11 protein-coding genes, 2 tRNA genes and 1 pseudogene are annotated in these 15,636 nt (G+C 43.2%); 13 read left to right on the top strand and 1 reads right to left on the bottom strand.

All coding sequences use genetic code 11. The features are described 5' to 3' along the window. Window positions 1-417: 417 nt before the first annotated feature. The 13 genes and pseudogenes from HFELIS_RS09580 to HFELIS_RS01455 form a co-directional block, all read left to right on the top strand. Window positions 418-1,632 (top strand): annotated as a pseudogene (locus tag HFELIS_RS09580) (autotransporter outer membrane beta-barrel domain-containing protein); the annotation flags it as partial. Between the two features lie 98 nt (window positions 1,633-1,730). Further along, window positions 1,731-2,522, top strand: coding sequence for an NAD(+)/NADH kinase (locus HFELIS_RS01400; protein WP_013468754.1), 792 nt, complete (start codon window positions 1,731-1,733; stop codon window positions 2,520-2,522). A 34-nt stretch (window positions 2,523-2,556) separates the two neighbouring features. Continuing rightward, window positions 2,557-4,053: a DNA repair protein RecN gene (locus HFELIS_RS01405; RefSeq protein WP_013468755.1), complete on the top strand. Its 1,497-nt coding sequence runs from the start codon at window positions 2,557-2,559 to the stop codon at window positions 4,051-4,053. After that, complete coding sequence (locus HFELIS_RS01410) at window positions 4,040-5,374, top strand: NFACT family protein (protein ID WP_013468756.1); 1,335 nt, start codon at window positions 4,040-4,042, stop codon at window positions 5,372-5,374. The genes HFELIS_RS01405 and HFELIS_RS01410 overlap by 14 nt, the downstream gene beginning before the upstream one ends. Window positions 5,375-5,599: 225 nt before the next feature. Beyond that, the gene (gene purD, locus HFELIS_RS01415) at window positions 5,600-6,832 is read left to right on the top strand and encodes a phosphoribosylamine--glycine ligase (RefSeq protein ID WP_013468757.1); all 1,233 of its coding nucleotides are present in this window, start codon (window positions 5,600-5,602) and stop codon (window positions 6,830-6,832) included. Continuing rightward, a complete protein-coding gene (locus HFELIS_RS01420; RefSeq protein ID WP_013468758.1) occupies window positions 6,832-7,281 on the top strand; it encodes an RDD family protein in 450 nt (149 codons plus the stop codon). Before purD ends, HFELIS_RS01420 begins: the two co-directional genes overlap by 1 nt. After that, window positions 7,282-9,546, top strand: coding sequence for an LPS-assembly protein LptD (locus HFELIS_RS01425; protein WP_013468759.1), 2,265 nt, complete (start codon window positions 7,282-7,284; stop codon window positions 9,544-9,546). Further along, entirely contained in the window at window positions 9,543-10,223 is a 681-nt protein-coding gene (locus HFELIS_RS01430; protein WP_013468760.1) for a phosphoribosyltransferase, read from the top strand. Before HFELIS_RS01425 ends, HFELIS_RS01430 begins: the two co-directional genes overlap by 4 nt. Continuing rightward, complete coding sequence (locus HFELIS_RS01435) at window positions 10,220-12,259, top strand: polyribonucleotide nucleotidyltransferase (RefSeq protein ID WP_013468761.1); 2,040 nt, start codon at window positions 10,220-10,222, stop codon at window positions 12,257-12,259. Before HFELIS_RS01430 ends, HFELIS_RS01435 begins: the two co-directional genes overlap by 4 nt. A gap of 68 nt (window positions 12,260-12,327) precedes the next feature. Further along, entirely contained in the window at window positions 12,328-12,639 is a 312-nt protein-coding gene (locus tag HFELIS_RS01440) for a F0F1 ATP synthase subunit C (protein WP_013468762.1), read from the top strand. A gap of 20 nt (window positions 12,640-12,659) precedes the next feature. Continuing rightward, a tRNA-Leu gene (locus tag HFELIS_RS01445) sits at window positions 12,660-12,744 on the top strand. Window positions 12,745-12,800: 56 nt separating this feature from the next. Next, window positions 12,801-12,887: transfer RNA gene (locus HFELIS_RS01450), tRNA-Leu, on the top strand. 116 nt (window positions 12,888-13,003) lie between these two features. Continuing rightward, complete coding sequence (locus HFELIS_RS01455; protein ID WP_013468763.1) at window positions 13,004-13,609, top strand: DUF1104 domain-containing protein; 606 nt, start codon at window positions 13,004-13,006, stop codon at window positions 13,607-13,609. A 178-nt stretch (window positions 13,610-13,787) separates the two neighbouring features. Here HFELIS_RS01455 and dxs read toward each other — a convergent pair whose 3' ends face one another. After that, on the bottom strand, window positions 13,788-15,635 hold the full coding sequence (gene dxs / locus HFELIS_RS01460; protein ID WP_041303048.1) for a 1-deoxy-D-xylulose-5-phosphate synthase: 1,848 nt from the start codon (window positions 15,633-15,635) through the stop codon (window positions 13,788-13,790). Window position 15,636 lies beyond the last annotated feature (1 nt).

A 15,636-nucleotide genomic window follows, 5' to 3' on the forward strand; every position in this document is an offset into this window, starting at 1 on the left:
CAATCCCAACAATCCCAACAATCCCAACAATCCCAACAGAGCGTGTTGGTGCAAGTACCCACTCCTCCCCAAACTCCCACCCCCTCCACTCAGGGAGTCTATACCCTGATAAATGCCAATAAATGGATTCGTTATGGATTGGTGAATCAAGCTTTCAACCCCAATAGTTGGAAGGACTATCTCACGCTCTATACCTACCTTGACATTGATGGACAAAAGCTCCAACTCAACGCCCAAGGTGATGGATTAACCTACAATGGCCAAGCGGTGCAGATTGGCAAAGATGGTCTGCTTGTCAGTTATAAAAACCAAGCTGGACAAATGGTCAGCGCATCCATTGCTTATAATAAAATGCAAGTAGGGATAAATCAAGCTCTCAACACCACGATGCCCAATGTCCAAAATTATATCCAACAAATTCAAGGACAAAGCAGTGTAAATGCCATCTACCAAGCCGGAGGACCGCGGGTGATGGATTGGCTACAACAGCTCTTGATCAATACCAAAAACTCCCCCCTCTTTGCGCCCTATTATTTAGAAGACCATTCGATGAAGGAATTGGTGCAAGTGGCTAAGGATATCGCCAATAGTATCGATTTAATTGCCTCTCCTAATCTTAAGGCTAATTCTACGGACATCTTGCGAATCAACACCTACACCCAACAGATGAGTCGTTTGACAAAACTCTCCAGTCCTTTGCCTAGCACTCCCAGTTTTGCGGACATGTTAGAAAGTCTGAAAGGTAAGAAATTTGCTAGCGCAGTGCCTAATGCGATGGATGTGATCCTCAAATACTCCCAACGCGATGTGCTCAAAAACAACCTGTGGATGCAGGGCGTGGGCGGGGCTAGTTTTGTGGCTGGGGGCACAGGAACACTCTATGGAATCAATGTAGGTTACGACCGCTTTATTAAGGGCGTGATTGTAGGAGGCTATGCAGCTTATGGATATAGCAATTTCCGAGGCAATATCGCTAATTCCGGCTCTAATAATGTCAATGTGGGGCTTTATAGCCGTATATTTGTCAAAAGAAGCGAAATCACTCTGAGCGCTAATGAAACTTGGGGCTATAATAAAACTTATATCCAAGCGTCTAACCCCCTTTTGAGCATCATCAACCAACGCTACGATTACAACACTTGGACAACCAATGTCAATGCTAACTATGGCTATGATTTCTTCTTTAAAAATAAGCATGTGGTGCTCAAACCTCAAGTCGCCTTGCGCTATTACTACATTGGCCTTTCAGGTTTACAGGGCGTGATGGATAATCCTCTTTATGCGCAATTTAAGGCCAATGCCGATCCGGCCAAAAAATCCGTTCTCACTCTCAATCTTGCCCTAGAGAGTCGGCATTACTTTGGGAAAAATTCCTATTATTTTGTTTTGGCTGATATTGGACGCGATCTCTTTGTGCGCTCTTCTGGGGATAAATTGGTGCGCTTCATCGGGGACGATACTTTGAGTTATCGCAAAGGGGGACTTTATAACACTTTTGTGGGTCTGACAACTGGAGGCGAGGTGCGTTTGTGGCGTTCTCTCTATATCAACGCGGGTATTGGGGCGCGTTTTGGGCTCAATTACCAAGATATTAATGTTACTGGCAATGTCGGTATGCGCTATGCTTTTTAAGAGAAATCTTAGAGGAAATTGGATAGATTGGTATCCCCTCCTTTTAGCTCCAAGAGGTTTCCTCTTGGGGTGCTGATTTTAAGACACAAGTTTTATAGATGAATAATCCTCCGGTATCTTTTGTGCATATCGTCCTTAAGCCCCTCGTGTCTCCAAAATGCATACATAGCCTTGAACAAGCCCTAAAGAGCGCCCAAATTACTTATGACTTCAATCCTAAATCTGAAGGGGTTGTGCTTTGTTTGGGTGGAGATGGCACGCTTTTGGGAGCTTTGCGTAGCGGAGCGGCATGTTTTGGTGTGCATGTAGGACACTTGGGATTTTTAAGCGCGGCTAATTTAGAAAACTTACAGAGCTTTTTAGAAGAATTAAAAAGAGGGCATTACAAAATTGAAAAACACTTGATGTTAGAGGCTTGGCTTGAAGATGAGCAAGAAAAAAGCGAGTCTTTTGTCTGTGCAAACGATATTGTCGTGAGCCGTAAAGATGTCTATGGTATTTTGGAATTAGAATTATTTGTTGATGACAAATTGGCCAATATCTATCAAGTAGATGGCCTCATCTTTGCAACTCCGCTTGGATCGAGCGCTTATAATATTAGTGTGGGTGGCTCTGTGGTGCACCCTCTTTGTGAAAATATCCTCATCACGCCCATAGCCCCCCATTCTCTCACACAAAGACCTTTGATTTTAGGCGCGCATGTGCGCTTGGGCGTGCGGTCTAAAAAATCTTGCATGGTTGTGATAGATGGGCAACAACACCATTTCATGCACCCGGGCCAAAGATTAATACTTAGGCGCGCTTCCAAACAGGCAACCTTACTCCAGCCTCTTGAACGGGATTATTTTAGAGTCCTTAGAGAAAAATTTTCTTGGGGTGGGCGTAATTAGTGGGCTTTAAACTTCTGTGTAGTAGCATAAAAACATGGTAGAGAGTTTAGAGGTCCAAGACGCTTTAGTTTTTAAAACCCTGTCTTTGCATTTTCATCCCCGCTTAAATGTGATCAGTGGGGCGAGCGGGAGTGGAAAAAGCGTGTTACTAGAATGTCTTTTAGGGAGCATCGCCCATGCGCGCTTGCATGCTAAAACCCTAAAAGCTTCTTGGAAACTCCTCACAAACCACAAAATCACCGCTTCTAAGGACAAACAAACACGCTATGTCTGCGATGGCGTGCCTATTTCTAAAAAAGCCCTTTCTGCGCGTTTTGATCCCCATATTTTGCATATTTCTAGCTACAAACACACCCACGAGCTCCAAGCGCATTTCCTCTTAGAAATTTTAGATAGCTATGTGGATTCAAAGTTGCGCCTTGAATTTCAAGAGGTGTATGAGGACTATTTAGAAACGCGCGATCGTCTAACACGACTCCAGCAAGAACATCAAGATATAGAAACACGCAAAGAGATGGTAGATTTTGAGCTATCCAAATTGCGCGCGCTCAATTTAGAAGAGGGGGCCTACGCGCGCTTAGAATCCATCAAAGCGCAACACCGCAACAAGGAAGAGAGGGGTATGCGTGTTCAAGAAGGGTTGCACGCCTTAGAGGGCATGGATGTTATTCACAAAGCTTTGGCTTCTAGTTCTGCCTCGCTAGAGTTTGTCCAGCAACTCACACAAAACCTTGAAGAGGCCCGTCAAATTTTGCTAGATGAAGCCTTTAAGCTTGAGGAACTAGAAAATATTGACATGGATAACCTGCTAGATGAGATGGCCAAACTAGGGGCCATTGTGCGTAAATATGGGGGTGAAGCCCAAGCGCGCGCGCAGAGGGAAAAATTAGAACAGGATTATCAACACTATTGCCATCATAATGAAGCCCTTCAAGAAGTCCAGCACACATTAACACGCCTAGAAAATACTTGCATGCAACTAGGCTTGCAAATTAGAGAAGCCCGCCATGAGTATTTGCCCGCTATGCAGGCCATATTAGAGGAATACAGCGCAAAACTTTTGCTCAAAAACCCCCTTTTGCGCCTAGAGGACACTCATTTAAACGCGCAGGGCCTAGACACTCTCCAACTATCTTTAGGCAATAGCGCGTCTGCTACATTGAGCGCAGGGGAGTTTAATCGCCTGCGCCTAGCGATTTTAGCCATCAAAGCCAAGCGTTGCCAACAAACCACCCCCACACAAACGATCTTAGTGGACGAGTTGGACACTAATTTAAGCGGGCAAGAGAGCGCGTGCGTGGCTAGTATTCTCAAAGAACTCAGCACCCTGTATCAAGTGATCGCCATCTCCCACGCCCCCCATCTGCCCGGTTTAGCTGACGCGCATTTTTTAGTCTATAAAGAGGGAGAGAATACTCGGGCTAAATTGCTCAACAAACAAGAACAGATCTTAGAAATTGCGCGCATGGTGGATGCTAATTTGGGGCAGGAAGCTTTGGCGTATGCGAGGATGAAGCTTGAGTGCTCTTAGCTATAATCTTTTATACAATGTCGCCAAACTCCTCAGGCAACAAAATAAGATCACCATCCGCCACCACCAAAATATTTTTTCTTTAGACACCCCTAAATATCTTTTTAAAGCTTGTTTGCAAAAGGGGCAGAGTTATATTTTTGTGGACTCCTCTAAAGATTGCAATTATCCTAAAACTCCTCTCAACCTCGCCCTAGAAAAACATGCCTCTAACGCCACGATCTTAGACGCCTTTTTAGAAAATGAGGATCGCATTCTTAAAATCGCCCTAGAATGCGCGCATAGCTACAAAAAAACCCAAGCTTTTTTACAACTTGAGTTTACCGGCAAACACAGCAACGCTATTTTATTAGACTCTCAGGGGCGCGTTTTAGAAGCCCTGCATTTTCTAACTCCTGAGCAGAGTTACCGCCCCGTGCGCAAACACCAAACCCTAGCCCCCCTTAAAAAGACCTCCTTTGTGCGTCCTCCTTTAGAAGAGATAGACACCCCTACTCTCTTGCGCGCTTTGCAGGACATCCATACCAAATACAGCGCACAAAGACTTGAGCAGGCAAAAGCACAGCTCCACCAAGCATGGTGCAAAAAACAGGACAATTTAGAAATGATTTTGGCTGGATTACCCAGTGCCACCCAACTTGAGCAAAACGCCCTAGAACAACGCCAACACGCTAATTTACTTCTCACACATCTATACACCCTTAAGAGCGCTGATCTCTACGCGCCGCAGATTTTTTTAGAAAATCAATGTATCGTTTTACCACCGCGCTCTCGATCTTTTAGCGATGCGGCTAATAAACTTTTTAAAATGGCTAAAAAGAGCGCGCAAAAAGCTACCCACATTGTCCTACAAAGAGAAAATCTCACCTCTAAGATCACTTTTTTAAAAGCCAAAATACATTTTTTGCAAGAAGCTAGCCTAGAAGAATTAGAATTGCTCAGACCTAAAACTAAACGCCAAACCTCTAAAAACATCCATTTAGAAAGCTTTGAGATTGAGGGGTTGCGGGTAGTGATTGGGCGCAACCAACAGGAGAATCGCGATTTGCTCAAAATGGCGCGCGCGCGTGATATTTGGGCGCATGTCTATAATGTTCCGGGCCCCCATATGGTGGTTTTCTCTCACCCTTTTAACCCCTCCGAGACACTTTTGATCAAAGCTTGCACCCTCTTGGCTAAATTAGTCTGTCCAAATCCTAGCAGTCAATCTTTTAAGGTCCGTGTAGATTATACGCAGAGAAAAAATGTCAAATTTGCGCCCAAAACTCCCGGAGCGCATGTTTTCTACACCCACTTTGAAACAATCACTATCGCAATCTAAGTTACATTCAAGTATAATGTCATGCCAAATTTAGCCTGGATGATACGCGTTTCTACTTTTTGTAAGTTCGTTTATCTATATTTTGTTAAGGTTGGCGTAGTGGCTTTTGTGTGCTTGGTGTTTCCTTTTAAGGATTTGCCACCTAAGAAGGTCCTCCTAGCCGATTCGTAGCTTCGTTGAACTACGCAACATAGTAACGGTCATTTGGGTGAATGTAAGGTTTAGATGAAAAAAAGAATTTTAATTATGGGGAGTGGGGCACGCGAATACGCGCTAGGGCGCAAATTTAGAGAGGATACGCGTGTGGGCGACATTTATTTTTGCCCGGGTAATGGAGGAACTCAGAGTTTTGGCATCAATGTCAATCATTCTGATCACCAGCAATTAGTCGCATTTGCCCTAGAAAAAAAGATTGATTTGATTGTAATTGGAGCTACTCAACCTTTGGTAGAAGGTTTGAGCGATCTTTGTGAGAGCGCAGGGCTTAAAGTTTTTGGACCTAGCCAGCAAGCTAGCTTGCTAGAAAGCTCCAAGAGCTTTGCTAAGGAAATAGCCCAACTTCACAATGTGCCTTTGGCTCCTTTTAAAATTCTTACAAGCCCTAATTTGAATCAACTTCAAGACTTGCACTATCCCTTAGTATTTAAAGCTGATAGTTTGTGTATGGATGGAGTGGTGATCGCACGAGATGAGAATGCAAGCATGGCAGCCTTGGATCACTTTTTCAATAAAAGAGAGCAAAAAAAGGTAGTGGTTGAAACTTATTTGGAGGGCATGGAGCTTTCTCTCTTTGCTTTAGTGCACCATGAAAACTACTTACTTTTACCTCCTTGCCAAACTTATAAACAACTTTCTGGAGGAGGCCCCACTACAGAGGGGATGGCTTTTGCACCCGCTGGCATGTGCGATACCACTTTGCAGAGAAAGATCGCCACTAGGGTGATTGAACCCATTTTAAAAGCCATGAAGGATATGGGTAGACCTTTGGTAGGGGTTTTATATGCAGGCATCATGGCTATTCAAGAAGAAGGGACTTTAGAGCCCTATTTGCTCGAATACAATGTGCGTTTTGGAGACCCAGAATGCAGTGTGCTACTCCCTTTGATCAAAACTCCTTTATTTGATCTGTTTCAAGCGACTTTAGAGGGCAACTTGCAAGAATTGTCCCTAGAATTGCACCCACAATATTGCTTAGGTGTGGTGCTTGCCTCGAAAGATTACCCCTATCAAATGTCAGAGGGTCAAAGTGTCTATATCGATCCTATGGATGAAAAAAATGGGCATTTAGATTTAGGAGAGATTGCCCAAGAGAACGGGGTTTTTTCGGTCTCTGGAGGGCGTGTGGGGGCGTGTGTAGGAGTGGGGAAATCTCTTTTGGAGGCTAGAGAACATGCCTACCATCTTGTGCACAAGGTGCAGTTTGAAGGCATGCAATTCCGCGAGGATATTGGCTCTTGATGCCCGATCACTACAAACTAGAAGAAACCATTTACAAAGAACGCCTAGTGCTCGCGCCTTGGTGGTGTCGTGTGGGGGCTTATGGGGTAGATGTGCTCTTAGTGGGTTTGATGGCTTGGGATTTTAACACGCGTTGGTTAGACGCTCTGCATTTGGGCTTTTTACTCCATGCCCATGCTTTTTTACGCTATATCTTGCTATATACCTTTTTGCACTTGTGTTATGAGGGGATTTGCATGGGCTGTTTTTGGGCAAGTGTAGGGAAATTGGTGTTTCACTTGCGAGTCGTGAGTTTAAAAAGTTTAGATAGACCCACTTTTTCAGAAAGATTAAAGCGTTTTGCTCTCAAGGAACTTGCTTTATTGTGTCCTTTCTTTTATCTCTCTATGGATAAATTTCAACGCACCTTTCATGACAGAGGGGCGAAGACTTTGATCATCATGAGATGAATGCTCTGGCGTTTTGTTCTTTTATGTTGGTTTTTATGGACGGCTATAGAAGCAAAACAGCAGGTCGCTGTGCAAAAATTCAATAAAAAAAACCACAAGATTTTTGAGATTTTAGCCGATCGTGTGGAGGCTAAAAACAATGTAGTAACTGCTACTGGGCATGCGATTTTGCTTAACTATGATGTTTATATCATGGCTGATGAAGTTTCCTATAACACGGAAGCAAAAGAAGCTACCCTCAATGGTCATGTCAAGATTTATAGAGGTGAGGGGCTTTTGGTGCGCGCCGAACATATTAAGATCAAGCTCAATAAACACTACGAGCTCATTTTTCCTTTTTATGTGCAGGATAGTGTGAGTGGGATATGGATCAGCGCAGACATCGCCCATGCCAATCAAAACACCTACCGCATTAAAAACCTCACCGCTTCAGGCTGTAGTGTAGAAAACCCTATTTGGCATATCAACGCCACTTCTGGATCTTTTAATGCAGATAAATCCCATTTGAGTTTATGGAATCCTAAGATTTATCTAGGGAATATCCCCGTGCTTTACTTGCCCTATATTTTTATGTCCACTAGCACGAAACGCACCAGTGGGCTTCTCTATCCAGAATTTGGCACTTCTAACTTAGCCGGCTTTATCTATTTGCAACCCATCTACATCGCTCCTAGAGATTCTTGGGACATGACCTTAACGCCTCAAATCCGCTCTAAAAGAGGTTTAGGGCTGAATTTTAATTTTAGAATGGTCAACAAGCACCAAGATAAATTTTTATTCAATATGCGCTATTTCCGCAACTACGATCACTATACCAAACAATATAATTTGCGTAATCAAAATGTTTTTGGTTTTGAAGCCCTGCAGGCTAGCCGTCAGGTTTTGCAAAAATATTTTGGCTTGAAATCTCATTTAGACAACGCCTTTTATCTTGATTTTCTTTATATGAACGATTTGGACTATGTGCGCTTTGAAAAAGTCAACCAGCGCATCACAGATGCAACCCATATGTCAAGGGGCAATTACTATGTCCAAACCAACAACAATTATTATGGCTTAAATCTCAAGTATTTTCTCAATCTCAATAAAATCAACAACGACCGCACCTTTCAATCTCTCCCTAGTCTGCAATACCATAAATACCTAGCTCCTTTGGGTTGGAAACATCTCCTCTACTCTTTGGATTATCAATTTCATGATATTGTGCGCCAAGTGGGCTATGGATATTTGCAAAACAGCGCTAAAGTGCCTCTAGGCTTACAATTTTCCTTGTTTAAAAAATACCTCTCTGTGGGACTTTGGAACACTTTCAACTTTAGCAATGTGGTGATGACAGATCAGAAAAATAGCTATGTTCCTAGCATACAGGGCGTGAGTCGCAATTATGGGAATGCCTTTTCTGGCTCTTATGCCCTCTATCTCAACTCGGATTTGGCGCGTGAATACAATAAGCTCCTGCATACCATGCAATTAGAGGCTGTGTTGCAGGGAACTTATTATAACTTCACCAACGGGCTTTTTAATAACCAAATGTATGTGTTGAGCGCGCAGGCGCGCAATGATTTTACTTCAGACACTCTTAGCAATTACGATTATCGAGGACAGGTTTATGATTCGGTGTGGAATCCTGCAGCCATCATTGAGCCCAACCCCTCAAGAGGGCAACTCAATTTAAATCTTACGCAATATCTCTACGGCACAGATGGCCACGAACTATTTTATTGGCGCATCTCTCAGGCCTTAGATTTTTCGGACAAGGTTTCTTTTTTTCGTATGCCCATGGAGACTAAAATAGGGTTTTCCCCACTCAAGGGACTTAATATTTATGGCACTCTCTTTTACTCTTGGTATTACAACAGCCTTGATGAGGTGTCTATCAATGCTAACTACAATTATAAATTTCTTAATGCCAATATCTCCTACTACCTCAAATCTAATTTCAATGACAACGGCATCAATAAAATTGTCGAAAATAGTTCTAATTATCTTAAAGCCGGTCTTAGCAATGATTTCCGCTGGTTTTCACTCACAAGCTCTATTGGTTATGACATTAAAAATAATGTCGTGCTCAACTGGGATATTGGTATCTTCAAAAAAATTCGTTGTTTTGGAATCGGTTTGATGTTTGTGAATCGTCGCCGGCCCGTGCTTACCAATGACCCCGCCGATCCTCTAAGAGTCTATGAGAATAATTATGTCAAACTAGAATTGGACTTTTCTCCTATTACCAAAACCAATATCACCTACCGACAGCTGAAACAATGATTGCGCAAGATTATCGTTTTGAAGACCATCAGGACGCTTTAGAAAAACTGATGAATGAGATTATGATGCGTCATTTAGATTTACACAATGCCATTGTGTTGGCAACCAGTCTAAGTGGTATCCAATACGCCAACACCCTCGCTAGTAAATTCCACACAGATCGCGATTTCCTTTTTAGTGGCTCTATTTATGCGCCCTTAAATCGCGAATGTGAAATCGCGCTTGTAAGCGAGGGGATGGATATTATCATGCATGAAAAGCTCATTCAAGCCTTTGGGATCAGCTTGGATTATGTCTATGGTGAAGCTAAACGGGTGTATGAAGAGGAAATCCTCTCTAAAATCTACAAATTTCGCAAGGGCAACATGCTCAAATCTCTAGCGCATAAAAATGTCTTATTAGTCGATCAGGGCATTGAAACAGGCATTACAGCCGGCCTAGCGATTCAAACTTGTATGGATAAACAGGCTAAAAGTATCTCTGTGCTCACTCCGATTTTGCCCAAATCTGTGGAAGAAAATCTTAGCCTGATTTGTGATAATGTAGTGAGTGTCTACCGCCCTGATTTTTTTGTATCCATTGAACATCACTATAAGAAGCCTCTAAAACTAAGTGCAGCTGAAATCGAGGCTTTCTTTTCAGACTCTAGTAAACCAATTCATAAAGGAGAATTATGACCATTCGTATTCATCACGAGGAGTATCGCCTCAATGACATTGCCAAACAGGCCACTAGCGCGCTTCTTTATCGCCATAAGGGTTGCGTGATATTGGCTACCATTATGGTAGATAAGGCCTGTGTAGAGGAAAATTTTCTACCCCTAAGTGTGCATTTTAGTCAAAGAGCTTATGCTATAGGGCGCATTCCGGGTGGGTTTAACAAACGCGAAGGTAAGTTGAGCGAATTTGAAACCCTCACTTCGCGCGCTATCGATCGGAGTTTGCGGCCTCTTTTTGCCAAAGACTATGCCCATCCCACCCAAATTACATTATTGGTCCTCAGCCATGACCAGCAAAGCGATCTGCAAGTTTGCGCCCTGCATGCTGCTGCTAACGCGCTTTATTTGGCTAATCTTGGCATTGAAAATGTAGCTGCGGTGCGTGTGGGTAGAATTGGAGGAAAAATTGTTTACAATCCTAATGCTACAGAGCTACAAAAAAGTGATCTCAATCTCTATGTTTCTGGCACTTCTGAGGCACTGCTCATGGTTGAAATGCATTCTCAAGAGAGCTTACCAGAAGCCACCCTTTTAGATTTGTTAGAAAAAGCGCAAAAACATATCCGCGAAAACTGCTTACAATTTCAAAAAAGCTTTGCGCCTCATAGAAAAGCTCCTCTTGCTATCAATACCCCCACCCCTCCAAATCCTACTTTAGAACTGCTCTTAAAGCAACATTTCCACCAACAGATTTTAGAAATAAAAACACAGATGGCAAAAAGCGAGCGAGAAGTCGATTTTGCTCATTTGACCACCGCCATCGCACACACTCTACAAGAGAAGGGGCATTCCTACACTTTTGAGCAGATTCAAAGGAGCTTAGAGCGTTATACGCATCAATGCATCCGTGAAGAGATTTTACACACCAAGACGCGCCCAGATGGGCGTGGTTTTGAAACTATCCGCCCTATTTCTATTGAAACTAATCTACTACCCCATTGTCATGGGAGTGCACTTTTCACGCGTGGCCATACACAGGCCTTAGTTGTTTGCACCGTGGGAGGGCCCAACGATGCCAAGTTGCAAGAAAATTTAGATGGATTGCACAAGGAGCGTTTTATGTTCCACTATAACTTCCCCCCCTTTAGCGTGGGAGAAGCCACTCCTTTAAGCGCGCCGGGCCGTAGAGAAATTGGACATGGTAATCTAGCCAAATGCGCTTTGCAGGGATCGATCTTAGAGTCCGATCAAACCATCCGCCTTGTTTCAGAAATTTTAGAGTCCAATGGATCAAGCTCAATGGCTAGCGTGTGTGGAGGATCTTTGGCTCTCTATGCAAGCGGGATTAAATTGAAATCCTTAATCGCTGGGGTGGCTATGGGACTCATTATACAAGGCGAAGAAACAGCGATCTTGAGCGATATTAGTGCTTTAGAAGACATGCAAGGGGATATGGATTTCAAGATTGCCGGAAACCTAGAAGGCGTGGTAGCCTTACAAATGGACACTAAAATCGCAGGACTTTCTCTAGCACTTCTATCCCAAATCCTCCAACAGGCCAAAGAAGCACGCGGGGCGATCTTAGAGTGCATGGAGCAAGCTATCGAAGGCATCATGCCCAATACAGATGCTCTGCCCACCCAAGAGAGTTTTTCTGTGCCTCCTAAGAAAATCGCTACGATTATAGGACCTTCTGGAAAAAGCATTAAAGAAATTATTGAGCGTTTTGAGGTGCAGATTGAATTAGATAAAACAAGTGGAGCAGTGTGTATCAGTGGGGGTGCTCAAAATGTTTTAGATGCTAAGGAATACATCTTAGAAATGACAGGATTTCAGCCCTACCATGTAGAAGAGGTCTTAGAGGTAGAGATAAAAAAAGTGGTTGATTTTGGAATTTTTGTGCGTTTGCCACGAGGTGGGGACGCGCTCTTGCATAAAAGTCATTTAGAAAAACGCGATCTAGATAAAGATTCTTTTATGGAAAATAACACTTTAGAGTGCAGGATCATTGCCATTCACGATGATAGCGGTAAAATTGATGTAGATTTGGCTTGAAAATTAAGTTTGGGAATGCCATAATAAACTTTTGCGCTTAGCAATATTCTAAAGATGCGGAGTTGTGCATGAGGTTTTTTGCGCTTTTCTTTTTAGGGATGGTTGGGTTGGCCTTTGGGACGGATATTAGTGGTGTGGAAATGATTAAATCCTACTCCATTGTGGGGGCTGTTGTGGGCTTAGGGGTAGCCGCTTGCGGGGGTGCTATTGGGATGGGCAATGCAGCTGCAGCAGCTATCACGGGTACAGCGCGTAATCCAGGGGTAGGGGGGAAACTCCTAACAACCATGTTTATCGCGATGGCGATGATCGAAGCGCAAGTTATTTACACTTTAGTGTTTGCGATTATTGCGGTTTATAGCAATCCGTTCTTAGCATAGTTCAATTGGGAGGGGGATTTGCACTGGTGGTGGAATTGGTAGACACGCCATCTTGAGGGGGTGGTGAGGCAACTCGTGCGAGTTCAACTCTCGCCCAGTGCACCAAATGCGTGATATTTGCTTACGCAATGATTGGTGTGCCATGCATTGTAGCCTTTTGTGCCAAAATGGTGGAATTGGTAGACACGCTAGACTCAAAATCTGGTGGGGGCAACCTCGTGTCGGTTCGAGTCCGACTTTTGGTACCAATCTCTGAGTCTGTTTTGAAAGTTTGAGTTGATCTACAATATTAAGCTCAAATTCAATAGATTTTAGCTAGAATTTAGCTTGTTTTTTTAAATCTTGCTTTTAGAAAGGGTTTTTGATGCGTCGTTTTTTAGGTCTTGTGATGATGGGTGCTTTAGCTTTGGGTGTGGCCCATGCGGAGGACTATTCCAGTTTAAAAACTGGTGAGTTTTTAAAATTGGCAGGTACTTTGCACAATGCGGAAGATGTTTTGGATTACCAAATGGAAGTGGCCAAGCGTCTTAAAGCTTTAAAGGGTAAGGCACGCACTAACTTTAAAATTAAGCTAGATCGAACTTACAAAGCTAATCTTGCTAGAATGAGTGCGAAAGACTTTATGGCTTTGCGTAAAGAAGTGGCTAGTGCTCTTGAAGAAAAGAAAAAAGATCATAGCCATGATGAATTATTGGAAATGGGCCTAGATGTGCAAGTGTGTAAGGGTAAAAAACGCGAACTTCTTTGTGCGCATAAACATACTAAAAAACATGGAAGCAAGCATCATGGACATGGGGCTAAACATGGGCATGAAGGCATGAAGCACGAAAATAAAGGAGCGGCTAAACAATCCGCCCCTAAAGCAGAGGAACACAAAGAGGAAGCTAGCAAACCAGCTTCTGCCAAAGCTCCTGCTAAAACTGAGGAACACAAAGAAGTTAAACAAGAAGGTGGCGAACACCACGAATAGTTTAAAAAGGAGGGGGTCAAGGCGGATTTAATTTTTGTCTTCTTTCCTCATTTTTCTACTTAATTTCTTATATTTTTGTGGTTTTGCATCTCTCGTAGATGTGGTGGGTAGCTTTTACATGCTATGCAGTAACAAGCTTTAACAACCCTTTAAATCCTCAAAACTTTACATGAAGGAACTAGACTTTATAATCTTTTAAAACTTGAGAGGCTAGAGTATTTGGATCGATGCCTAGACTCTGTTCTACAAGAGCTGTATTTCCATGCAAAACAAAAGCATCTTCTAATTCAAAAGTTTTAAAAATTTTAGGAAAATAGCCTATTTTAGCCAAGTATTCCAATAAGGCACTCCCTACGCCTCCACTGGCATAGGAATCGCTAAAAACATAGATATACGCATAGCGTGGTAGAATTTCTTGGAGCGCGCGATCTAAGGGTTTTAAAAAACAAAGATCAAGCAATGCAATTTCTAAATCTCCAAGAATCTTTAGAGTTTGATAAGCCCGTCCTACGCCATTGCCATATCCGATGAATAAAATATCTCCCTGTGCCTTAAGCAGTTCACATTGGCCATAAACATAGGGTTTTGCCTCAAAAACACCTTCTTCAAGCAAAAAGCTCCCCCTAGGATAACGAAAAGCGCACGGGTTTTGATCATGATTGTGCGCAAAAGCAATGGCACACTCTAAGGTAGCGTTATCTCGAGGTGCTAGTAAAACCATGTTTGGAATGGGGCGCAAGTAGGCGATGTCTAACAGGCCTTGGTGGGTTTCTCCATCCTCACCCACAATCCCAGCCCGATCGATCGCAAATTTTACAGGTAAGGACATAATGGCGACATCGTGTACAATTTGATCAAAGGCGCGTTGTAAAAAGGTAGAATAAATGCTTACAAAGGGCTTAAATCCTTCTTTGGCTAAAGCTGCCATAGAGGTTACGGCATGTTGTTCAGCAATACCCACATCCCAAAAACGATTGGGGTAGGTGTCTAGGAGTTTGCCAAGTCCAGTTCCTCCGGGCATAGCTGCAGTAACTCCCACAATCTTTTCATCCTCAGTTGCATATGCCAAAAGGGTTTTAGAATATACCTCCGTAGGACTTAAAGGTTTAGAGTTATCTTTAACACTTTTGGGCAATCCTGTAGCTAAATCAAAAGGTCCTACTCCATGCCATTTTTCATAAGGTCCCTCAGCAATCTTATACCCCTTGCCCTTCGTAGTTTGGGCATGGATGAGCATGGGGCCTTTGGTCTCTTTGGCTAGTTTTAAGGCCTGCACAATGGCTTCTAAATCATGGCCATCAATAGGACCCATGTAACTAATGCCTAATTCCTCAAAGAAAATCCCGGGCGTGATGAGCTTGAAAGATTCCTCAAAGCGATTAGCCAAATAATTCACGCCCTCCGGCATGGATTTTAGAATAGCTTTGATTTTGTCACGGAAAGACTGATAAAGAGGACGCGCCATTAGTTGAGAGAGCGCATTGCTAATCGCCCCAATGGGTTTAGCGATACTCATTTCATTGTCATTTAAGAGAATTACTAGAGGGTATTTGCGATCGCCCAATTCATTAAGGGCTTCATAGGCTAATCCTGCGCTCAAACTCCCATCGCCCACTACCACAACCGGAACCTCTGTTTTACCTGCAAGTGCGTAGGCTTTGGCCACGCCAACACCAACAGAGATCGCCGTAGAACTATGCCCGGCAATGAAGTAGTCATAAATGGACTCGCTAGGACGGCAAAATCCACTGAGGCCATGAATTTGGCGCAAGGTGTCAAAGGCCTCAAAACGCCCAGTTAAAAGTTTATGCGCATAGGCTTGATGGCTGGTGTCAAAAATAAAGGGATGCTTATCTTTATCAAAAACGCTATGCAAGCCCACAATGAGTTCTGTGGCCCCTAGTGAGGAGCTTAAATGTCCTCCCCTAGAACTAACTACCTCTAAGATACGGCCTCTCAATGAGGCGCAAATTTTTTCTAAATACGCGCTTTCTTGCCCATACACATTTAAATCTTGCGCATCAATC

Source organism: Helicobacter felis ATCC 49179 (genome assembly GCF_000200595.1).
Taxonomy (GTDB): Bacteria; Campylobacterota; Campylobacteria; order Campylobacterales; family Helicobacteraceae; genus Helicobacter; species Helicobacter felis.

Excerpts from the sequence above, each read along its gene's own strand:
- HFELIS_RS01400 (WP_013468754.1), top strand. The coding sequence starts at position 1,731 with ATGAATAATCCTCCGGTATCTTTTGTGCATATCGTCCTTAAGCCCCTC.
- HFELIS_RS01405 (WP_013468755.1), top strand. The coding sequence starts at position 2,557 with ATGGTAGAGAGTTTAGAGGTCCAAGACGCTTTAGTTTTTAAAACCCTG.
- purD (WP_013468757.1), top strand. The coding sequence starts at position 5,600 with ATGAAAAAAAGAATTTTAATTATGGGGAGTGGGGCACGCGAATACGCG.
- HFELIS_RS01420 (WP_013468758.1), top strand. The coding sequence starts at position 6,832 with ATGCCCGATCACTACAAACTAGAAGAAACCATTTACAAAGAACGCCTA.
- HFELIS_RS01425 (WP_013468759.1), top strand. The coding sequence starts at position 7,282 with ATGCTCTGGCGTTTTGTTCTTTTATGTTGGTTTTTATGGACGGCTATA.
- HFELIS_RS01430 (WP_013468760.1), top strand. The coding sequence starts at position 9,543 with ATGATTGCGCAAGATTATCGTTTTGAAGACCATCAGGACGCTTTAGAA.
- HFELIS_RS01435 (WP_013468761.1), top strand. The coding sequence starts at position 10,220 with ATGACCATTCGTATTCATCACGAGGAGTATCGCCTCAATGACATTGCC.
- HFELIS_RS01440 (WP_013468762.1), top strand. The coding sequence starts at position 12,328 with ATGAGGTTTTTTGCGCTTTTCTTTTTAGGGATGGTTGGGTTGGCCTTT.
- HFELIS_RS01455 (WP_013468763.1), top strand. The coding sequence starts at position 13,004 with ATGCGTCGTTTTTTAGGTCTTGTGATGATGGGTGCTTTAGCTTTGGGT.